General features: G+C 48.8%; 18 protein-coding genes. 6 read left to right on the top strand and 12 right to left on the bottom strand.

Translation table 11 applies throughout. The features are described 5' to 3' along the window. Nucleotides 1-1,282: 1,282 nt before the first annotated feature. Together ACINK7_RS03135 and ACINK7_RS03130 are read right to left on the bottom strand one after the other, a co-directional pair. Nucleotides 1,283-2,533, bottom strand: coding sequence for an ISL3 family transposase (locus ACINK7_RS03135; protein ID WP_404359845.1), 1,251 nt, complete (start codon nt 2,531-2,533; stop codon nt 1,283-1,285). Between the two features lie 139 nt (nt 2,534-2,672). Beyond that, a complete protein-coding gene (locus ACINK7_RS03130) occupies nt 2,673-3,365 on the bottom strand; it encodes a hypothetical protein (protein ID WP_404359844.1) in 693 nt (230 codons plus the stop codon). 229 nt (nt 3,366-3,594) lie between these two features. Between ACINK7_RS03130 and tnpA the strand changes: the two genes are divergently transcribed. The 3 genes from tnpA to tnpC all read left to right on the top strand — a co-directional run bounded on the left by tnpA (nt 3,595) and on the right by tnpC (nt 5,925). Further along, on the top strand, nt 3,595-3,888 hold the full coding sequence (gene tnpA / locus ACINK7_RS03125; RefSeq protein WP_404355498.1) for an IS66 family insertion sequence element accessory protein TnpA: 294 nt from the start codon (nt 3,595-3,597) through the stop codon (nt 3,886-3,888). After that, nucleotides 3,876-4,226 (top strand): IS66 family insertion sequence element accessory protein TnpB, encoded by a 351-nt coding sequence (gene tnpB / locus ACINK7_RS03120; protein WP_404355496.1) that lies wholly within the window; start codon nt 3,876-3,878, stop codon nt 4,224-4,226. The genes tnpA and tnpB overlap by 13 nt, the downstream gene beginning before the upstream one ends. An 85-nt stretch (nt 4,227-4,311) precedes the next feature. Next, nucleotides 4,312-5,925, top strand: coding sequence for an IS66 family transposase (gene tnpC / locus ACINK7_RS03115; RefSeq protein WP_404355494.1), 1,614 nt, complete (start codon nt 4,312-4,314; stop codon nt 5,923-5,925). Between the two features lie 215 nt (nt 5,926-6,140). Here the strand turns inward: tnpC and ACINK7_RS03110 are convergent, their stop codons facing one another. From ACINK7_RS03110 to hemB, 9 genes are all read right to left on the bottom strand, one after another. Continuing rightward, a complete protein-coding gene (locus ACINK7_RS03110; RefSeq protein WP_404359843.1) occupies nt 6,141-8,483 on the bottom strand; it encodes a LuxR C-terminal-related transcriptional regulator in 2,343 nt (780 codons plus the stop codon). Between the two features lie 1,253 nt (nt 8,484-9,736). Further along, nucleotides 9,737-9,940: a hypothetical protein gene (locus ACINK7_RS03105; RefSeq protein WP_404359842.1), complete on the bottom strand. Its 204-nt coding sequence runs from the start codon at nt 9,938-9,940 to the stop codon at nt 9,737-9,739. A 337-nt stretch (nt 9,941-10,277) separates the two neighbouring features. Further along, nucleotides 10,278-11,588: a 30S ribosomal protein S12 methylthiotransferase RimO gene (gene rimO, locus ACINK7_RS03100; RefSeq protein ID WP_404359841.1), complete on the bottom strand. Its 1,311-nt coding sequence runs from the start codon at nt 11,586-11,588 to the stop codon at nt 10,278-10,280. Between the two features lie 297 nt (nt 11,589-11,885). After that, entirely contained in the window at nt 11,886-12,854 is a 969-nt protein-coding gene (accA, locus tag ACINK7_RS03095) for an acetyl-CoA carboxylase carboxyl transferase subunit alpha (RefSeq protein ID WP_404359840.1), read from the bottom strand. 232 nt (nt 12,855-13,086) lie between these two features. Further along, nucleotides 13,087-14,385, bottom strand: a complete 1,299-nt coding sequence (locus tag ACINK7_RS03090; protein WP_404361407.1) for a replication-associated recombination protein A — start codon at nt 14,383-14,385, stop codon at nt 13,087-13,089. Nucleotides 14,386-14,426: 41 nt separating this feature from the next. Then, complete coding sequence (gene lolA, locus ACINK7_RS03085) at nt 14,427-15,056, bottom strand: outer membrane lipoprotein chaperone LolA (RefSeq protein WP_404359839.1); 630 nt, start codon at nt 15,054-15,056, stop codon at nt 14,427-14,429. A gap of 333 nt (nt 15,057-15,389) precedes the next feature. Beyond that, nucleotides 15,390-16,217 (bottom strand): shikimate dehydrogenase, encoded by an 828-nt coding sequence (gene aroE / locus ACINK7_RS03080; RefSeq protein WP_404359838.1) that lies wholly within the window; start codon nt 16,215-16,217, stop codon nt 15,390-15,392. Beyond that, the gene (locus ACINK7_RS03075; RefSeq protein ID WP_404359837.1) at nt 16,217-16,747 is read right to left on the bottom strand and encodes a hypothetical protein; all 531 of its coding nucleotides are present in this window, start codon (nt 16,745-16,747) and stop codon (nt 16,217-16,219) included. Before ACINK7_RS03075 ends, aroE begins: the two co-directional genes overlap by 1 nt. A 245-nt stretch (nt 16,748-16,992) precedes the next feature. Next, entirely contained in the window at nt 16,993-17,997 is a 1,005-nt protein-coding gene (hemB, locus tag ACINK7_RS03070) for a porphobilinogen synthase (RefSeq protein ID WP_404359836.1), read from the bottom strand. Between the two features lie 190 nt (nt 17,998-18,187). Between hemB and ACINK7_RS03065 the strand changes: the two genes are divergently transcribed. The 3 genes from ACINK7_RS03065 (at nt 18,188) to cmoB (ending at nt 20,636) form a co-directional block, all read left to right on the top strand. Then, nucleotides 18,188-18,841 (top strand): phospholipid-binding protein MlaC, encoded by a 654-nt coding sequence (locus tag ACINK7_RS03065; protein ID WP_404359835.1) that lies wholly within the window; start codon nt 18,188-18,190, stop codon nt 18,839-18,841. 95 nt (nt 18,842-18,936) lie between these two features. Then, entirely contained in the window at nt 18,937-19,668 is a 732-nt protein-coding gene (cmoA, locus tag ACINK7_RS03060) for a carboxy-S-adenosyl-L-methionine synthase CmoA (RefSeq protein ID WP_404359834.1), read from the top strand. Continuing rightward, the gene (gene cmoB, locus ACINK7_RS03055) at nt 19,665-20,636 is read left to right on the top strand and encodes a tRNA 5-methoxyuridine(34)/uridine 5-oxyacetic acid(34) synthase CmoB (RefSeq protein ID WP_404359833.1); all 972 of its coding nucleotides are present in this window, start codon (nt 19,665-19,667) and stop codon (nt 20,634-20,636) included. Before cmoA ends, cmoB begins: the two co-directional genes overlap by 4 nt. 545 nt (nt 20,637-21,181) lie before the next feature. Here the strand turns inward: cmoB and ACINK7_RS03050 are convergent. Continuing rightward, nucleotides 21,182-21,781 (bottom strand): TetR/AcrR family transcriptional regulator, encoded by a 600-nt coding sequence (locus ACINK7_RS03050; RefSeq protein WP_404359832.1) that lies wholly within the window; start codon nt 21,779-21,781, stop codon nt 21,182-21,184. Nucleotides 21,782-22,061 lie beyond the last annotated feature (280 nt).

Raw genomic sequence — 22,061 nt, 5'->3', positions numbered from 1 at the left:
ACGCTAATTATCCTCATGTTCATCGTCAACTTTATTAATTATATTCAGGCCGGCATATTACACAGTTTTTCGTTGCATAGGATAGTCTGTAAGCAACAAATAAGAAAACTATTCTGCGTTTTTGAACTGCGCCAGTTACGCGCCAAGTAACTATTCCGCCCCCGGCCATTCTCATTCCCACGCTCTGTGCTCATCGTTATACATAAATTGGGTACGCTACGCGTACCTAAGGTCCAAAACCCTACCCGGATTAACCATAAAGGCTTGGATTAATATTGGCGGGGCCCATACCCTATCAAATGATGGACGCCTACGGCAAAAATCCGTCTGATCTCGGCATGTGAAGCTACTCGCCGGGAACGTCAACAATATGAGAACGAACCCAGATGAGGAGAAAACGATGTCAACGCAGATACACGACGACAAGCCGAAGGAAATCGACTTTTCCGGCAGCACACTCGGAAAGTTATACCGTAAAATGCGCAGCAGCAACAGCCGATTCACCTAGAGACCAGCGTGCAAAACACCCTCGCAGCGTTAGCCAACGCCAAAGACGACGATCTCTCGACATTCGTGAATGAATTGCTGAAAAAGGATTTTGAGCTGATTCAGATGAGCCGCTAAGTAATGGGCATGGAATAAATCAGGGAATTGTAGATGCGAATTCATTCGCACTGTGCGGATAAATCCGCACCTACACCGGAAATTCATCCACGCACTTGAGGAAGTTATTTTATGCGCGTTCCTAAGCCAATAACGAACGATACGATTCACCCATTAGCCAGTCGAAACCACGACTAAACCGGTAATCGGTTGAAGACATTTAGCTCACAAGGGCAGTGAATTCAACAAGCCAAAATATGCTTGAAGGATTACTTTGGCTTATTAACTACGACAGGCTAATGGGTGACCTCTGTCTTGTTAATGATCGCTTTTGCAAAATAAAAGACCTGACCCCGATCCGGTGTTCTTTATGTGCTCGTGTTTAATGACTTGATCTTTCAGGCTAGAAACGGTTTCGTTATTTTGATCCTACCTTTGATTTACTTGGAAACCCTACCTTGAGAATTTAGCATAAAATATAGACCTGACCCTATTGCCAGTCGTTCTGCCCGTACCGAGCGAAACGCCATCCGCAGCAGATCCACATGCCGCACCAACACATCCGAAGTACGATCCCGCAAGGTTACCGTAAAAAAATACGTACCGCCCGGAACACGATTGCGCCGATACAAAACCATCTTTTTGGCTCTTCCGTATTTCCCGTGGTACTCCCCAATATCTAGTGTTCCGGAAAGAAGGTCCGGGGCCCCTGAACATCCAGCCAAATATGCTGGAACAATCGGCCCAGGTTATAGATACCGTAGCAGCGGCGCTTGATCACTTTGATCTTATTGTTCAGCCCTTCAACAAAGCCGCTGGTTTCACGCCGGATGAAATAATTGGTGATGTGATCACGCCAGTTGCTCAAGGTAGTCGCAAAGGGCGAGAAACAATCCAGTCCCAATTCCGTAATCCTGTCCAGCCACTGCGTTAACGCCTGTTCGGCCTGTGCTTTGGTCAGGTCCTTTTCAAAAATACCAGTCAGGACTTCCCGTTGTACATAGACCTCTTTCAGTATCGGTGCCTGCCGGAATAACGATAATAAAACGACTTGCTGTTCTTCACCCAAGTTATTCCAAGGCTTTCGAAAAGCCCACATGGCGCCTTTCAGTTCGCGGTACTCGGATTCCGGTAGGGTCTGCTTCAGTCGCTTCATTTCGGCTTTACGCGCTTTATCGGCGCAGTCACGATAGTGTTTGGCAACGTGGAAGCGATCGACCACCACCTGAGCCTTCGGCAGGGTTTCTAAAACCGCATTGCAATAACCCTCGTTCATGTCGATGCAGACATGACGAATGCTTTGGCATTGCCGAGGCGGCAGCGTCTTTAAAAAGGCCTTGACCGTCTCTTTTTTGCGATCCGGTAACACCGCTAAGATATATTTTTCACGCTGTGCGGTCAGTCCGGACACGATGACGACAAAATCCTTATGGCCTTTCTTCAAGGCGATTTCGTCAATGCCGAGCAACGCCAAGTGGGGTACTGCTGACCATTCCACTTCTCGCTGAATATGACGATCCAGGATGCCTTCAATACACTCGGCACCCAAATCCCGTTTCAGGCTGACGTCACTGAGCGTACTATTGATTAACTCGCGTAAAATCCAATTCTCATAGGCTTTAGTATGCGGGCTTTTGGGTTCATACCACTCGTAGCGCTGGGTTGTGACCGGTCCTTTGTCACAGTAGCGGCATTGAAAGCGCTTCGGCCGGATGCGAATCCAGACCGGACGATCAAAAATAGGCAGATGCCGTAAGGTAATCGCTTTGTCGTAACCGTGAAACTTGTCGATAGTTCGGCCGCATTGACGACACGCCGCCGTAGTACAGATGCTGACGACAGTGATCACCAAGCCTTTATCGGTTTGTTCGTAGTTTTCGACTCGAACATTGGGTAAGTCCAGGGGTATTTGTATCTGCGGTTGATTCATCGGTATTCAAAGAAAGAGTGGTGTCGTTCCGGTATTTTACAGGAGGCTCCGGTTTCGGTCTTCTGGCATACTATATGTTGTGGCTACCACGGGAAATCCGGAAGAGCTGGTTTTTAGGGGGATGCATTGTTAGCTAAAATTACAAATCATTACTATCTGCATCAATATCCTCTTGTTTCCGAGAGAGCGGATGGCAATTAATAGTGGTTGATAATTTATTTTCATTACCATCGCTTTTCTTATCTAGGCTAGAGCTTGAATCACAAATTATGATTTCCTGAGAAACAGAAGGTTGGTTTTCAGCTCTTGCTTTTTCTACTTTGTAGTATGCCTCTACCTCTTTCTCCAAGTATGGCAATATACTCGTTACCATACTTGTTATATCGGCCCTGTATGACTCATAAGAGCCATTGACTCCATTCGCACTATTTACAGAATTTACGCACAAATGATAGGAGGCATCTCTAAACAGCTGAACAGTATGTGCCCGTTTGTATAGTTGATTTACATGCCTTGCGAAGTTACTAGCAAGCTCTGCACTAGCAGTCTTATCCGCTGAAATATTTGCTTTTAATGCGGCAGCTATTGCAGTGGTTATTGAATCCGCTACTTCCGGTGGAGGCTCCGAACAGAAATTTCCTGTTTTTAGGTTACCAACGACCAATCTGCGCTGTGCGGTGACAGCAAGAGTGCCGATTTCTTGTTCACCCGTATCATCAGTTATCATCTGATCTTCTACAACTTGCCTGTTATAGAATGATTCGATTGTGCTTGCACAACCTGTTGTCATTAAGAAAGGCATGCCTAATAACAGTGTTATTTTCTTCATCATCCTTCTCCCCCATTGACAATATTTCTGCTGTTCTTGCAGTTAACACGTATCATGGGTCTTTTATTGACCCCTTATTTCGTGCGATAAGACTTCGCTTATTGTGAACCTTAAGACCTTGCCTATCTGCGAACCCATCGCTTTACCAAATTAAACGTAAGCGTCCAACGCCACCATCTAAAAATCCCTCGCAGCCACTGTTATCCTCAGGATTTTTCCACGAGGAGAGCACATGGCATTATCGGACAAACAGAAACATCACATCGAAGCCTGGCAAGCCAGCGGATTGACGAAATCAGCGTATTGCCGTCAGACGGGTTTGAACGTCAAAACCTTTGGCCGCTGGTGCCGATTGGCTCGGCAAGCGGTTGACGCCGATGCGCCGACATTGATACCGGTCCGGCTGCAACCGGAGCCGGCGGTCTCGGGTTCGTTGTCGTTACGTTGGCCGCAAGGCCACGTTTTAGAGCTGCCGGTCAGTGTATCGCCGCATTGGCTCGGGGAGTTGCTGCAATGTCTGGTTTGATTGAGAGTCCGGCGCAAATCTGGCTGGCGGTCGAGCCGGTCGATATGAGGCGGGGCATCGATGGCTTGTCGGCGATTGTCCAACAGCGCTTAGGACATGCGCCATGCGCCGGGGCAGCGTTTATTTTTCGCAATCGCGCCGGTAATCGTTTGAAAGTGTTGCTGTGGGACGGCAATGGCGTTTGGTTGTGTCAACGCCGTCTGCATCGAGGCTCGTTTACCTGGCCCAAGGCCTCCGAAACCGTATTTGCCCTGAGTCAGGCGCAGTGGCAATGGTTGATTGCCGGGGTCGATTGGCAGCGCTTATCGGCGTCATCGTCAGCCGATTGGCAAGTCTAAAAGGCCTGAAAAAAACACGTAAAAATTCGTAGAAACCCAGTTGAATCAAGTGCTTCAGAGGGCTTGATAGGGTATAATAAGCCCCATGAATCCACTGGCCGAACTCGATCAATTGAACCTGGAGCCCGCCGCGAAAAACCATGTCGCGGCGTTGCTGCAGGCGCTTCTTGATCAAGCTGCTCAGGACGCCAAAACCATTGAGGCTAAAGAAGCTGACATCCAGGCTAAAGACCTCAAAATCGGCGCCCTGACCTACGAATTGGCCTACTACAAGCGTATCCGCTTCAGCACCAAGAGCGAAGCGCTGGCACCACTGCAACGCGACGTGTTCGAGGAAACTCTCGATGCCGACATTGCCGCTATCGAAGCCGAGGTCGAGCAGCTTCAAGACGGCCCGGCGTGTGATACTGTGGTTCGCCCCAAACGTCCGCGCGCCGGCCGCCAGCCCTTACCGGATCATTTGCCCCGCATCGAGCACCGTCACGACCCCGAATCCTGCACTTGCGGTCAGTGCGGCAAGGACTTGGTCAAGATCGGCGAAGACGTCACCGAACAACTGGACGTCGAGCCGGCTAAATTCTTTGTCCATCGTCATATCCGCCCGCAATATGCCTGCCGAGCCTGTGAAACCGTCACGGCGGCGCCGATTCCTCCAGCCGTGATCGACGGCGGTATGGCGGCAGTCGGCTTGCTGACCTGGGTGCTGATCGGCAAATTCCTCGATCACTTGCCGTTGTACCGATTGGAACAGATCGCCGCCCGTAGCGGTGTGATCTTGTCCCGCTCGACACTGGCCGATTGGGTCGGACGCCTCGGCGTCGCCCTGGAGCCCTTGGCCGATCGTTTAACCTGGCACTTATTGCATCGCGATAGCTTGCATGCCGACGAAACCCCGGTTTCGCAACTGGATCCCGGCAACGGCAAAACCAAGAAAGCCTATTTATGGGCTTATCGCAGCAACGATTTGCAACCCGGCCCCAAGATCCTCGTCTTCGACTACCAAGCCGGCCGGAGTGGCCGGCATGCGCAGCAATTTCTACAAGGCTGGCACGGTCACCTGCTGGTCGATGACTACAGTGGCTACAAAGCCCTGTTTGCGACGGCGCGTGCGCATCCCGAATCATCTTGCCTACTCGAACCGTGTGTCGAATTGGCGTGCTGGGCGCATGTGCGCCGAAAATTCTTCGATCTGTATCAGGCCAATCAGAGCCCGATCGCGCAGGAGGCGTTAAATCGTATCGCGGTCTTATATGTGGTAGAAGCCGACGCGCGGGAACTGACATCCCGAGAGCGCCAAACCCTTCGGGCCGAAAAAAGCCTGCCGGCACTCACGGACTTACACGACTGGCTGCACCAAACCCGGTTGCGCACCGCACCGAATACCGCGACCGCCAAAGCCATCGATCACGCGTTAAAACGCTGGCCAGCCCTGACACGATATGCCGAAACTGGCGATTTACCCATAGACAACAACCCGGTAGAAAACGCCATCCGGCCCATTGCCCTGGGCAAAAAAAACTGGCTGTTCGCCGGATCCGAGCGTGCCGGTCAACGGGCCGCCGTCATCCAAACCCTGCTCGGCACTGCCAAACTCAATGGCCTCGATCCCGCCGCTTGGTTAAATGAAACCCTGGAAAAACTCCCTACCTGGCCCAATAGCCGGATCGACGAGCTGTTGCCTTTCGACCATCTGGATTAAATCATGCTCAGTTGAGTACGAATAGGTGGCTCGGCTGGACGCTTACAATTAAACCGTGATGTGGTGAATTAGTTTTTCGAACATCACAATCAACGCTGTGTTGAGTCTAAGCTTGAAACTCAGCCAAGACATGGCCCAAAAGAGCCATACACCCAAAAAAAAATGGGCCATTAGACCCGATTTAGTGCTGTTGACGGGGAAGAAGTTGTGCTGAATTACTCAGTGCGACCGATATGCTGCCGCCACCAGGCGGCAGCCTGCCCGCGGGTTGAAAGGTCTAGTTTGTTGAGGATATTGGAAACGTGGCGCTTCACGGTGTGGGGGCTTAAATTGAAAATTTTGGCAATTTGCTTGTTGCAGTCGCCGGCGGCTATGCGTCCGAGCACTTCCAGTTCCCGATCAGATAAGTTGTGCGGTGTTTTTTTGTTCAGGTTGGTGCTGGATAACGGCGATGTCTGCTGCCAGCCCTTGAGTCTATGCTGTATATCAAGGTAACGATACTGTTCGTCTGACGGGATAAGCGCGAACAGATCGGCTAATAATGATTGCGGCTCCATTAACAACGGGCCAATGCTATCTTCATTGATGGCTTCCTCAAGCACTGGCTTGAATTCGGCCCAGGCGGTTTCCAGTTGACCTTGGACCATCCGCAAATAGGCCAGAGTGATAGACGGATTGCCGATGAAGACCGGATAACGCCAATGCCGGTAAAGCTTTTGTGCGCGCACCAGTTCTATTTCGGCTTCAGCTAAATTTCCTGACAATAAGGCATGCCGGCCTTTTACCAATGCCAGACCGGTGGCCACGAAAGGCCATTCTTCCGGTTGCCGTTTAAGCTGCATATGCGGCATCAATTCGGCCAACCCTTGTTGGTTTTGCGCCATCCAATAGACACAGGCCAAATTGAATAAGATGGGTCTCCGCCATGCCCGTGCCGTCGCGCCAAATTCGTCGGAGCCCACGATCTGCAGGTTGCTGTGTTCTGCCGCTACCGCCTGTTCGAAATCGCCTTTTGCGGCTAATACCCGACTGTTGAGCTGATGGAAATCCAACCAGAGGGCCGGAACTGCCGCCATCCGTTGCTGGAAGCGAGATTGTCTTTCCATGGCCTGCACCGTTGTCGCGTGGTCACCGTACCAGAATTCCGGCCATGCGGTATTGGCCATGGCTTCTACCATCCAATGCACGTTTTGCCATTCGCACCAGGCGGAGCATAACATCCGTAAATGGCGTAAGGGCTTTAGCGTGTTGGGCATGCCATAATAAAAACTATTGAAGGCATCGCTGATGGCCGGAAACAAGTTGGCAAGGTCTTGTTCGGCGGCGGCTACCATGGCTTCGAGGTGCGGCGCCACGTGCGTCGGCCAACCGATCGCCAAAGCCTGCAAGGCGCCTACCGAATGGAAGGCGGCGGACATTTGCAGGCCGAATTCGGTTTTGAGCTTATTGGCCTCTTGCAACACCTTACTACAACTTTTTAGATCACCGATAGAATGCAGGCTGCGGCTTAGCATAAATAATGTGTACGCTAAACTGGCCGTATCGCCTTGGCGGCGATAACCCGCACAGGCCAGCTCCAAGGGCACGCGCATACCTAAAAAGTCATAGCGCGCCCACTTGCATATTCCTTTTAATTGCGCCACTTCCGGCCTGTCATGCTGTATGTGTTCGGGTAGCTGATTGAGCCAGCGTTCCAGTAACGCATAACCGCCTTCAGCCATCAACGATGTAGAGCAGCTCTGAATCAAGGTGACGGCTTCATCCCATCGCTTTGCCTTAAGCCAGTGCATGATGGCGAGGGGCAAAACCGGCTCGGCTACTGCGGCTTTGGCATGCAGCTCTTCCTTCAGCCCTGGGTAACGTAACTCCAGTTCGCATTTGAGGTAATCACGAAAAAGATCGTGAAGCTTCAGGACGAGCGCCCTGTCATCCAAGGCAGTCAAAAACAAATTACGCCGATACAATTCGTCCAGTATAAGGTGAGTTTCGTTGAGGCCGGTGACTGCCTTACATCGGTGCGGGTCGAGTTCGGGCAGAATTGAGCAATGTAGTAAAAATTCTCGCAGTTCTGTCGGTAAATCCGCCAGTACTTCCGCTGCAAAGTAGTCGAACAGATGTCGGTCTGCCCTGTTCACCGAGAAATCCGCTTTGGTTTGGTTATTGGCTGTAGAGAACACTAAATTAAGGCCGGCGGCCCAGCCTTTAGTGTGCTTTAATGCCTGACGAACCAACCCTTCCGGTATAGGTTTTCCAAATAGTGAAGCTCCGAAAGCCATCGCATCGTGTTCATTAAATTGCAGGTCGGCTGTCAGTATTTCCCCCAGTTCTCCATTTGCTCGCCAACGGGGCAAAGATAAATTCGGCGGGGTTCTTGAACCAATAATGAATGCGCAATGAATCGGTAATTGATTGATTAGGTTGTCCAGTAGAGTCAAGGCCCCCCTGTCATTAACACGGTGTAAGTCGTCCATGATCAGTACCAAGTGTTGTCCTTGGTAGGTAGATACCGCATTCACAAGCCCATTGACAGCGATTCTAATTCCGTGGGCATTATCCATGCGGGAAGCCAGTACGTGAGGTTCTTCCGACCAAGCTAGCGGAATATTGCGTATCGCCAAAACTAGGGAAACAAACAGCCTGTTAGGGTCATTGTCATCTTCGTCTAATGATAACCAAGTCGTTTCCGTGGGAGGGGTGCTTATTTGAGCGGAGTATTGGGCTAATAATGTGCTTTTTCCAAAGCCTGCAGGTGCTTGTACAAGGGTGATACGGCGATTTTGGATAAGTGAATTTAGCCTACCTAACAAGGTAGTACGCGGTGCGATGTTCGATCGTAATTTTGGGGCGCAAAATTTCGTCACGGCAGCGGAATTCAAAGATGTTAACATACCTCCCCCCTGTCTGTAGCATTGGGTTTCGAAATAAGGGGCAGGTCAACATTCATAGCTTCGCGAATTCAACTGCCCTGCTACTCCCTTTATACTCAAAAAATGGTTAACTTTATTAAGGTATGGGGTGTGGCTAGCGAGGATGTCGGCAGCAGGGCAGATTTTTGCTCCTGCAAAATCTGCATTCACGCCATCCCTGGCGCTCGAACGCTGCCGTCAAGCCCCCATGGAGGGGTTCACGGCGGTCCTCGATAGACATATCCCTTACCTTTTTATTCTTAGTCGGTTTTTCGATCAAAAGGTAGTAATTTTAACGACGGTTGTAAAACGTAGCTCAAAAAAATCCGCTATTTGTTGACAAAAATTGAGGTCAGGCGCTGGGGCATTCCCACGAAATAGTCAAATAAAACAACTTGCTATGCCTGAAAATTGATAGATATATTGATTTTTTTATCGTTCCTACGCTTTGCGTCACTGCCATTAAGTTAGGCCGTCACAGAGATAAGTAATGCTTGCTTCAGGCTCTAATGTGCCTCAAAAGCTTGCCATCCATGGCACTGGATTCCGCCAGTCCATGGCGGAATGACGGGCTTCCCTTAACTTAATGGCAGTGACGCTTTGCGTGGGAATGCATCCCGGGACGCTCTGCATCACCAGACGTCGAGAATCCGGACAAGAGCAACGATACATTCTCTACAGTTTCTTAATCCGATTGCCCGCCGCAACAAGCGCAGAGCGTCTAAAGCGGCATTCCCATGCAGAGCACTCATCGTGATACATATAGTGTTCGCACATCAAATTTCGTTTTTTTGTCTCCTCACTCTAGCCTTCTACCGGAGAGAAAAGGTAGTGAAGCACCGAAATTTGATGTGCGATAAGTATAGAAAGTGCAGGCGCTCAACAGAACGCCTGCGAAGGGGAAATCAATTTTTCGATTTAGCGGCAATAAAGCCAATCAATGCCAAAATCACACTGAATCCATACCACCCCGCCAAGGACCACTGTCCGTTAGCTTGAGTAATAATTACCGCCTCACTCGCCGACGCAACTCCCAACCCTGCAAAAGAAAGCAGGATTACACCCATTGCAGTTAACAATACTTTACATCTGCTGGTTTTATATTGCATAACACCTCCGTCCATTATTGTTATTTCAGCCGAGGTCTATTGTATGCGTTTTGAAAACAAAAACCATTGTACATCAGTACTAAAAAGCCAATAATTTGATACTGTTAAAAAAAACGATGTGACACTAATCAACTTTTCGATAAAAACACCGTATATACCTTTCGCACTTCAAATTTCGGCAGTGTCTTAGGAGGCGCCGGGGTGCTCGGCAAAGGCTTTGCCAGCATGGAGCTGGCATAGAGCCTACATGGACGTATTCACGGCGTCCTTTGACGGGCACCCCGGTGCCGAATTTTGATCTCCGATAGGTATAAATAGTCGAAGTCGGCTCACCCAATCAAATTAAGCGCGCCCAAAAATCATGCTCGTCCGATTCCTCCATTTCCACCGCTGCAAAATCACCGACTTTTAGATGGACCGCGCCGTCGATAAAAACTTGCCCGTCGATTTCCGGCGCATCCGCTTTGCTTCGCGCAACCGCGCCTTCTTCGACGACTTCATCGATAATAACGGTCTCGACGCGCCCTATCCGCCTACGCAATTTCGCAGCACTAATTTGCGCCTGATGCTCCATGAACCGGGCTAATCTATCTTGTTTAATCGCATCAGGAAGCTGACCCGATAAGTCGTTGGCCACCGCACCTTTAACCGGCGAATACGCGAAACAACCCACCCGATCTAACTGCGCGTCAGTTAAAAACTGTAATAATTGCTCGAATTCTTGCTCGGTTTCGCCGGGGAAACCGACTATGAAGGTACTGCGAATCGTAATCTCCGGGCAAATTTTCCGCCAGGCATTAATACGTTCTAAATTGTTTTCGGCAGCCGCCGGTCGCTTCATTAACTTCAGTATGCGACTATCGGCGTGCTGAAACGGAATATCTAGATAAGGCAGGATTTTACCGTCAGCCATCAACGGGATAACTTCGTCGACATGCGGATAGGGATACACATAATGCATTCTGACCCAGACACCTAAGCCTCCCAAGGCTTCCGATAATTCATAAAAACGAGTCCGAATCTCCCTGCCTCGCCATTGTCCTGTCTGGTATTTCAGATCGAGCCCGTAAGCACTGGTATCCTGTGAGACGATGAGTAATTCCTTAACCCCGGCATTTGCCAGCCGTTCGGCCTCGAACATGACTTCGTTGATAGGACGGCTGACCAAATCGCCCCGCATCGACGGAATGATGCAAAAGGTACAACGGTGATTGCAGCCTTCGGAAATTTTCAAATAGGCGTAGTGCTTGGGCGTCAATTTAATCCCTTGCGGCGGTACAAGACTGGTAAACGGATCATGTATCGGCGGCAAATGCTCATGGACTGCCGCAACGACTTCTTCCAACGCATGCGCTCCGGTAATTTTCAATACCTGCGGGTGCCTGGCTCTAATCTCGTCCTCTCTGGCCCCAAGACAACCGGTTACAATGACTCGTCCATTTTCGGCCAATGCTTCACCAATGCTATCCAACGATTCTTCGACGGCTGCGTCGATAAAGCCGCAGGTATTGACGACTACCAAATCGGCTTCCTTGTAGCTCGGGGACACTTCATAGCCTTCGGATCGAAGCTTGGTTAATATCCGTTCGCTGTCGACCAAGGCTTTAGGGCAACCCAAACTAATAAATCCTATATGCGGAGCACTCATTAACAATCTCAATAAAATTATATTCGGAAACGCGTTGCTGCAATCTGATTCCCTTACTCAACAAACCGGGGAAATGATCGCGATATATACCCATCTTAGAAAAAAATTCGGCCCGGAGGGGCATCAAAGGACGCCGTAAGTACGTCCATGTAGGCTCTTATGCCTGCTCCATGCTGGTCCCTCACCTAGCGCTAGGAGAGGGATCGGACACCTCGGCGCCTCCTCGGGCACTACCGAAATTTGAAGTACGAAAGGTATATTTGCCAACGATATCTCAGAGCTCGCAAAACAAAAATGTTACTTACCCGGTTCTTCAATATAAGCACCGAAATTCATAATGCGTTGGTAGCGTTGTGCAAGTAATTGCTCGGTCGGCTCAGTCCGTAACTGCTCCAAATGGCGTAACAACGCCTCTCGCAAATGCATTGCCGTCGTTTGAAAGTCTCGATGCGCACCGCCCACGGGCTCTCGCACCATTTCATCGAGAAAGCCTTGTTCGCGGATACGGTCGGAAGTAATACCCATCGCTTCGGCCGCCAATTGCGACTTGTCCGCACTTTTCCACAGAATCGATGCACAACCTTCCGGCGAAATCACAGAATAAGTGCTGTACTCCAACATCAACAAACGGTCGCCGACACCGATCGCCAGTGCTCCGCCGGACCCGCCTTCACCGATAACAGTGCAAATAATCGGGGTATTTAACCGCGCCATTTCAAACAAATTTCGAGCAATCGCCTCGCTTTGTCCACGTTCCTCAGCCCCAATTCCCGGATAAGCGCCCGGCGTATCGATCAAACAAATAATCGGCAAACCAAAACGCTCGGCCATCTTCATGACTCTTAACGCCTTGCGGTAACCTTCCGGCCTTGGCATACCGAAATTACGATAAATCTTTTCTTTCGTGTCACGACCTTTTTGATGACCGATTATCATGACCGGCTGCCCTTCCAGCCGAGCCAAACCGCACACGATCGCAGGATCGTCGGCATAAGTCCGATCACCGTGCAGCTCATGAAAATCGGTAAATATCAAATCGATATAATCGAGCGTATAAGGACGCCCGGGATGCCTCGAGAGTTGCGAAATCTGCCAATCGCTCAATTCGGCAAAAATAGATTCGGTCAATAATTTACTTTTGTTTTCGAGCTGCTCGAGCGCGTCGGAAATATTAATATCGTTATCAAACTCGACACGACGAAGCTCTCTAATCTTCGCTTCTAATTCGGCGATGGGTTGTTCGAAGTCAAGAAATTTTAGATCCATGATGGTATATATGAATTATTGTTACTGCTCTACAAAAGCAAGCTTAATGAATGGAATACGAATGACGCCGATTAGACGGATTGACGCGGGGCTCTATTGTTTGCATTTGCATATCGCAACTCCATAGCGACTAAAATATTTCGTACGCGCCAGCAAAGCTTCTTTGCTAAAAACGAACTGTTTTTCCGTGTTTATCAGTCGTATCTGTTTTATTTTTCAAATTATAAAAACGTCATCCGCGACTAGCCGATTGATTCCTTCCTGAAACGGCCATTTTATCTAAATTTCGTAAATGTTTTAATTTTTCTGCGATTTTAATTTCAAGCCCTCGATTAACCGGCTCGTAATAACGAGTTCCGATCATTTCGTCCGGAAAATAATTTTCGCCGGCGGCATAAGCATCGGGCTCATCATGCGCATATCGATACTCTTTTCCGTAATCTAACGACTTCATCAATGCCGTCGGCGCATTGCGTAAATGCACCGGCACGCCGAGACTTCCGCTATTTCGAGCATCGCGCATCGCTGCATTGTATGCCATATAAACGGCATTGCTTTTCGGCGCGCAGGCCAAATAGACCACTGCATGAGCCAACGCCAATTCGCCTTCGGGACTGCCGAGCCTTTCTTGCGCTTCCCAAGCACTAATCGCAACCGGCAAGGCTCTCGGGTCGGCATTGCCGATATCTTCGGATGCAATCCTCACGATGCGCCGAGCCAAATAAGCCAGGTCGCAACCGCCGTCGATCATGCGGCACAACCAATACAACGAAGCATCGGGGGAACTGCCTCGCACCGACTTATGCAAGGCCGAAATCTGATTGTAAAATTCTTCACCTTGCTTATCGAAACGACGCACGCCGCCGCTCAGCACTTCGCCGGCAACAATCTCGTCGATTTTCCTGCTACCGTGCGCCGAAGCCAACTCAGCCGAGATTTCTAATAAATTCAAAAGCCTACGCGCATCCCCGTCGGCAGCATTAACAAACTGTCGCTTGATATCGTCGGTCATTTCGATGGCTAGCTCTCCTAAACCTCGCTCCTGATCGGTCAACGCTTTTTCCAAAACCGTCGCCAAGTCAACTTCTTGCAAGGCATTTAAAACATAAACGCGTGCGCGCGATAATAACGCATTATTCAATGCGAAAGACGGGTTTTCGGTGGTCGCGCCAATAAAATATACCGTGCCGTCTTCGACATGCGGCAAGAAAGCATCTTGCTGAGATTTGTTGAAACGATGCACTTCGTCGACAAACAAGATCGTGCGGCGATTTTCGCTTTCACGGATTTTTTTTGCTTCGGCAACGGCGTCACGGATATCCTTGACACCGGCCAGCACCGCCGATATCGAGATAAAATGCGCATCGGAATGCACCGATATTATTCGTGCCAACGTGGTCTTTCCGGTACCGGGCGGCCCCCAGAAAATCATTGAATGCAAACGGCCCGATGCAACCGCTTCATAAAGTGGTTTACCGGGCTTGATAATATGCTGCTGACCGATATAGTCGTCCAACCGCATTGGACGCATTCTTTCAGCCAAAGGTCTTAGGGCTTGTTGCGACACGCTTCTTATTCCTCAAAGACATCGGCTCCGGCGGGAGGAATAAAATCGAATACGCCGTCATCGATCGGCGTATTGATTTTAAGATTCGAAAAATAAATGCGCGTTAATTGTCCAAAATTGTCACTGAGCTCCATACCGCCAAGCTTACCCTTATCCAGTCCGATTAGTATATATTTGAAACCGCTGTCCTCATTTTTAGGCAACAATTTAATCCAGGTCATGTCCTCGTCGGAGCCTTGTCCTTCTAAAATAAAGTTATCCTCTAAATCGATATCACCGCTCAACAATAAAGCCGGCGTAGAACCCAGCGATTGATCCATCTTTTTGATCGTCACTTGTTCCAGGTCTTCATCGTAAAACCAAACTTTACCGGCATTGGAAATAATCTCTTGCGTGAAAGGTTTCAGATAATTCCAACGAAACTTACCGGGCCTGCGCAAATAAAACGCGCCTTCACTGGCTTTCCGGGCGCGCCCGCTCTCATCAATCGCAACTTGCCTGAAATCTGCTGTCAATGAATGCGAAGTCTTTAAAAAAGTTCGCAATTGTTCAATTGGCTTATCGTCGGCATGAGCACCTTGCATCACGGCAATAGCGATCAGCAACGACATGAATCCATACTTGATTCTTTCCATTTCGTTTATCTCATTAATTTGTTGAAAAATTCGGTTTCTCATTTTAAACGGGGGCAGATTGACTTTTCGTTAAGCAGATTAATCGAGCTGCTGGCTGAGCGGAGTCGAAGCCAATCACCTTGTTAGCTTCAACTCCGCTCAGCGAACAAGGCTCAAACTGTCCCGGCTTAAGTGGGTAGCCAAAAATTCGTTATCGGGACCGGAGCTGGAGCTACCGAAATAATCGTTTTTCCCGAAGGCTGGTAAACATTGTGAGGAGGGAAGATAAACTTGAGCTGAATTAATGCATTGAGGCTATTTCAAACGAAGGCTTCACCTTTCACCTTTCACCTTTCACCTTTCCGAATTCAACAACTCAATAACCGAAGCCGTTTCCGGCCTGACGCCTCGCCAAATGAAAAACGCTTCGGCAGCCTGTTCGACCAGCATACCCAGACCATCCAAGCTTTTAGCGGCATGATGACCGCCCCCCCAGCGAACAAACGCGGTCGGCTCGTTACCGTAAGCGAGATCGTAACAAATGCCATTCGGAGCCAAAAGACCTTCCGGCAACGGCGGAAGGTCGTTGGACAAACTGGCTGAGGTCGCATTCAGGATCACATCGAATGATAAACCGGCTAATTCGTCAAAACCGCAACCGTTAATATCGCCTCGATTGGCAAATTCAGCGGCCAAGTTAACGGCCTTAGAAGCCGTCCGATTGGCAATCACGATGCATGCCGGCTGTTGCTCGAATAGCGGAGAAAGAATTCCGCGCGATGCACCTCCGGCACCAAGAATCAATAGCTTTTTCCCATTCAGCGTAACCTCATGATTGACGATCAAATCGGTCACCAAACCAATACCGTCCGTGTTATCACCTAATATCGAACCATCCGTCTGAAGTGCCAGTGTATTGACCGCTTTTGCCGACTCCGCACGTTCGGTTTTTCGATCGGCGAATCGCCATGCCAGTTCCTTTAGCGGCACGGTACAATTAAGCCCCAGACCGCCCAAGCGGAAGAACTCCGTAACGGCCGATTCGAAACGATCGGCCGTTACTTCTTGGGCGGTATAAACCAATTCCTGACCTGTTTGCTCGGCGAAAATTCGATGAATAGTTGGTGATTTACTGTGCTTTATGGGACTACCGAATACGGCGTATTGATCGATTTGTGTCATTATAATTGTCTTTTATATTGCCAAACTTCCCAGAGTATGGTCATAGCCACGATGCCGATTGCCATCAACAGCTCTATCCAAATTGCTTGCTGCATAAACGATGTCACGACCGCGGACACGCCGAGAAAAATCCCGACCAAACTGAAGCGCCAACCGATTCTGATACCGTCCAATATTGTCGACAGCGACAAAATCAATAAAATGACGATGCCGGCGCTTTTTTCATCGAAAACATCGGTTTGCTGAATGGAAAACGCTGCCGCGACAATCAGCATCGACACCCCCCAATGCAGCGTTTGCTCTCTTAAGATATGTTTGATGTCGCTGGCTTTATGCTTCGATTGCAGCCAAGCGATAATCATTGCCGAGATCGCAAAAATGATGATCATGATCAACCAATAGACATAGCCGTCGGCCGGCGAGTAATCGGTAATACCAATACCGATCATCGAAAGCGCCAGCAACAAAACCAGAATGCCTTCTTCGATCTGAAATTTTCGTTTTTCTGTAAACAGCGTATCTTCGGACATGAGATCACTCCGCTTGGCTTAGTTAAGAATACAGACCCGTCTGTTAAGAAACACGCAGGCAATTGGATTTTATAACTTTCGCACTTCAATTTCGGCAGTGCCTTAGGAGGCGCCGGGGTGCCGAATTTTGATCTGCGACGATGGGTATAAAAAAGCGACTACCATGAAAAACTGAAGATCACGAAAATACTGCTATTGCGCTCTTCATTGCGAATGGTCAAGGTAAAAAATGTTTTTGCTCTGATTTATTCTTGCAGCCAAATAGCGGCTTGCTTGGCAAAATAAGTCAGCACCGCATCGCAACCGGCGCGCTTGAAGCTCAATAACGATTCGAGCACGACTTGACGCTCATCCAACCAGCCATTTAATGACGCCGCCTTCAACATCGCGTATTCGCCGCTAACCTGATAGGCGAAAGTCGGCACGCCAAAGCGGTCTTTCGCGCGGCGTACAATATCCAGATAAGGCATGCCGGGCTTGACCATAATCATGTCCGCCCCTTCCTGTAAGTCCAACTCGATTTCGCGCAACGCCTCATCGGTATTGGCCGGGTCCATTTGATAACTGTATTTATTGCCTTTGCCGAGGTTGGCGCCCGAGCCCACGGCATCTCTAAAGGGGCCGTAGAATGCCGAGGCATATTTCGCCGAATACGCTAAAATACGCGTATTACGGTAAGCGTGTTGTTCCAAGCCTTGCCTAATTGCACCAATCCGTCCGTCCATCATATCCGAAGGCGCAACAATATCGGCACCTGCTTCGGCGTGCGACAAAGCTTGCTTGATCAAAACCTCGACCGTTTCATCGTTGATCACATAGCCGCTGTTATCGATCAACCCATCCTGACCGTGAGAGGTAAACGGATCCAGTGCGATATCAGTAATCACGCCAAGTTCCGGATAGGCCGTCTTGAGTGCTTTGACAGTTCGCTGAACCAATCCATTCGGATTAAAAGCCTCGGCCGCATCGTCGGATTTTTTATCGGGCGATATGACCGGAAATAAAGCGATTGCAGGAATGCCGAGACTCGATATTTCTCCGGCTTCACTCAATAACAAATCCAACGAAAGCCGCTCTATGCCGGGCATCGAAAGCACCGCTTCGCGGTTATTCTCGCCTTCCGTGACAAACATCGGATAGATCAAGTCATCGACCGATAAACGGTTTTCGCTCATCAAGCGACGTGAAAAAGATTGATAACGCATTCTTCTCATGCGTATTAAGGGGAAATTGGTGGTATTATGCGTCATCTTGTCCGTAGGTCTAGGTTAATCTCGTTTGCCGTGCGCCAAGGGCCCATATCTTGCCCAATAGTTTTTCTGCAAGATATAAATCGATCCGATAATATTAGCACGCTTCCGACACCCTAAACCATGTCTTACTTAACCGTAAAAAACTCGGACATGTGTTTGCACATAAGTCTAAGAACTTGAGGTCATTATGAAAACGACACAATACCAACGCACTTTTCTGTTGGCAATATTGAGCTTTTTTATAAGCATTAGCGCATTGAACAAAGCCATTGCCGCCGAATTATTATTGCCCCAACAAGCGATTGCCGAAGCTTCCGACAAACTAAAGGAAAAAATGCAAAATCCCGAATTTACAAAGGATTTTGCACAAATAACGGATTTTGTTGAATCGGCGATTTACCCCCATGTCGATTTTAATCGAATTTCGGCATTGGTACTTGGAAAATACTGGCGGGACGCCACTCCGGAAGAAAGATCGCAATTCAATAATGAATTCCGAAACCTGTTGGTCAGAACTTATTCTCGCGCGTTTGTCGAATTCAAGGACTGGTCGGTGCGCTTTCTACCTTTAAAAATGGAATCGGATGCGAGTAAAGTCATCGTTAAAACAGAGATATTGCAACCGGGTATTCAGCCAATCGCTGTAGACTACAGAATGGTATTGATCAAAGGAAAATGGAAAGCTTACGACATCCTGATCGAAGGCGTCAGCTTGGTCACGAACTACCGCACGACATTCAATAATGAAATCAGAAATAGCGGCTCGTTGTCAGCGGTTATCGACACATTGAAAACAAGAAATGCCGAAGCTTTGTCCAAAAACTCGCTGCATAATTCATAAATTATCGCACCGTCGCTACGCGCGCTCCGTCTCAACAGAGCGCGCCACACCCCTGCAACAACTCATATTTTTGCCTGCACTAACCCAATCCCTAGATGAATTTTAAAAAAGATTCACTATACGCTCACCCTGTCGAGTCCTTAGAGGGCTTCCAATTCGACTCCGCAGTAACAGCCGTATTTCCCGACATGATTCAACGCTCCGTGCCCGGTTACCGTTCCATTATATCGGCTATCGGTTTGTTGGCAGGGCGCTTCGCGCAAGCCAATAGCCTTTGCTATGACCTAGGCTGCTCGCTCGGTGCGGCAACATTGGCAATGCGTCATCAGATCGAAGCGCCAAACTGCCGCATTGTTGCCGTGGATAATTCGGAGGCGATGATCGACCGCTTTAAAAAAATATTGGCGAATGACACATCTCCAATCGAAGTCGAAACCCGTTGCGAGGATATTCGCGAAACACGACTGGAAAACGCATCGGCTGTGGTCTTGAACTTCACGCTACAATTCATACCTATTGAAGACCGAAGCGAATTTCTCCGCAATATTTATCAGGCCCTATTACCGGGCGGCATTTTGATTTTGTCCGAAAAATTAAAATTCGATGATCCACGCCAACAGCAATTGCAAACCGAAATGCATCACGCGTTTAAAAAAACGCAAGGATACAGCGAATTGGAAATCAGCCAAAAGCGGACCGCATTGGAAAATGTATTGATTCCCGAAACTTTTGCTTGCCACCGGCAACGCTTACTGAAAGCAGGCTTCAATAGCGCCGAAGTCTGGTTTCAATATTTCAATTTCGCCTCGATAATCGCTCTCAAATGATTGATTACCAAGTACTTTACCAAACACTAAGGGACCATGGCGCGGACATTTGGGCCGACATCCTGCCAGAACAATTACAGTCGGCATTCAACCCGACTCGGCACGGCCAGTTGACTCGCTGGCTCCAAACCATAGGCGACTTGCCTGAGCTATCTCTCTCGCAGCGCGTTTTTAATGAAGACACCGTCAAAATCGGTACTGCTAGCGCTTTAGGCGATATTTCCCGCGAGCAATTAACAGCCGTATTAAAAACATTCAGCCCTTGGCGAAAAGGTCCTTACGACTTATTCGGCATTGTTATTAATACGGAATGGCGCTCCGACTGGAAATGGAATCGATTGAAAGCCCATATCAGTCCACTAAAAAAGCGTTTGGTGCTCGATGTAGGTTGCGGGAACGGCTATCATGGCTGGCGAATGCTCGGTGCCGGCGCAGACCTGGTGGTCGGTATCGATCCGTTGATGTTAAATGTAATGCAGTTTCACCTCATCAGAAAACTGGCCGGTGACGCGCGGCACTACGTGTTGCCAATGGGCATCGAACAAATACCGAACGGCTTAAAAGCTTTCGACACAGTATTTTCCATGGGCGTGCTCTATCATCGCCGCTCGCCGATCGATCATTTGTTGGAATTAAAAGATTGCCTTAGATCCGGCGGCGAATTGATTCTCGAATCGCTGGTCGTCGACGGCGGACCGAATGAGGTATTGCTGCCAGAGCACCGCTATGCTCATATGCGCAATGTTTGGTTTATACCCAGCTGTGAAGCATTGCAGGGATGGCTGAAACGCTGCGGTTTCAGCAATATTAGATTAGTCGATGTCACGGTAACAACCCCGGAAGAACAACGCAGCACCGACTGGATGGATTTTAAATCGCTCAAGGACTTTCTAGACCCGCATGACTCGAGCTTAACACTGGAAGGCCTACCGGTACCGAAACGGGCTATTTTCATAGCGGAAAAATAACCGGTTAACTGATTGCCCTTATTCGTGAAGAATCATTCAAACTAACGACCAGAAGGCCTGGTTATCAACCCGGCAAAGAAAGCACGAGGGCCGACTGGGTGCGGTCACTCGCCCGACAGGACGCCGTGAACCCAGCACCTAAATTATGCTCGATAGTTACCATAGCCAAAGGGCTATGGAATTCATCCAGCACCTAAATTAGCCATGATATTAAACATAGCCAATGGGCTATGGAATTTAGGTGCTGGATTTAGGTGCTGGGCGAATACATCCATGTAGGCTCGACGGCGGCTCCCTACCGCCGACGCCTGTCGATCGAGCAACCGCACCCTCTTCTGAGCCCGCATTTGCTCTGCCAAGATTCGTTTATCGAAAAATTAGATAATGAGTCTAAATCTACGAACTTTCACAGTACCGTTCATGAAAGCCTAGCAATCACCCCAATAAATGAAAGCGCTAGGCGTTTAAGGAGAATGGAGAAAGAACGAAGCCAGTCGACGATCGAATCTTTCCTCTTTCCTCTTTCACCTTTCACCTTATAAATATTATTTCTTACAAATAACGCTCCAAGCCGCAAGCCAAACTTGCGACTGATACGCGTCGACATCCTTTGGAAGACTGCCGGACAAAGCTATACGTAGCGTTTGATTGATGATCCCGAAAAAAAAAGTATAAGCCAGTATAGGCTCGATATTTTTGATTTCCTCAGCCTTAATACCGGCCTGAAGGATTTTTATGATCTTGATGAAGGGCGGCGTTTCCATGAAGGGCTTTTGCTCGGGCAAAAATTCGCGGACTTTAATGACTAACAGGAACTGCATCACATCAGGCGCTTCCTGAGTTAACCTAAACAAAAGGCCGACGACTTCGCGCAATTGCTCGGAAGGTTTGGCATTTCGGCGTCGAATATCATCGATCGAGATACTCAGACTATCGATGATATTCGCGTATAAGGCTTCGGCTATCGCTTGCTTGTTTTTGAAACATTGATACAGACCACTGGTGGTCTTGATGCCGGCCGCTTCGGCAATATCACCGAGAGACGTATTGAAATACCCCTTCTCGGCGAAAAGCTTTAATGCCGCCAAGAGAATTTCATCCTGAGTGTCCAATTTATTTTTGTTATTTTCTATTTCCTTTTCCATTTTCACTTTTTACAGCAATATCATTATGCTGCCTTTATAAAGTTAATGATTCGTATCGTTTCGGCAATGCATTCGAGAACCTGCGGAGCATGGCAAGGCTGATTAATCCCGATATTACTCACCGAAACGTTACATAAAAACCTGTGTACTTCGATCGACCATGTTTGCGGTTATCATGGCTATGTAGCTCATTCGACGCTTAAAGGAAAGTCAGCGATAAACTGCGTCAGGAACCGGCAGTCGTTAAGCTAAGGCCATATAATGTTTTCGCCACAACCGC

Source organism: Methylotuvimicrobium sp. KM1 (genome assembly GCF_044788715.1).
Taxonomy (GTDB): Bacteria; Pseudomonadota; Gammaproteobacteria; order Methylococcales; family Methylomonadaceae; genus Methylotuvimicrobium.
The sequence above is the reverse complement of the archived record's forward strand: the minus strand, read 5'-3'. Positions and strand labels throughout refer to the sequence as shown.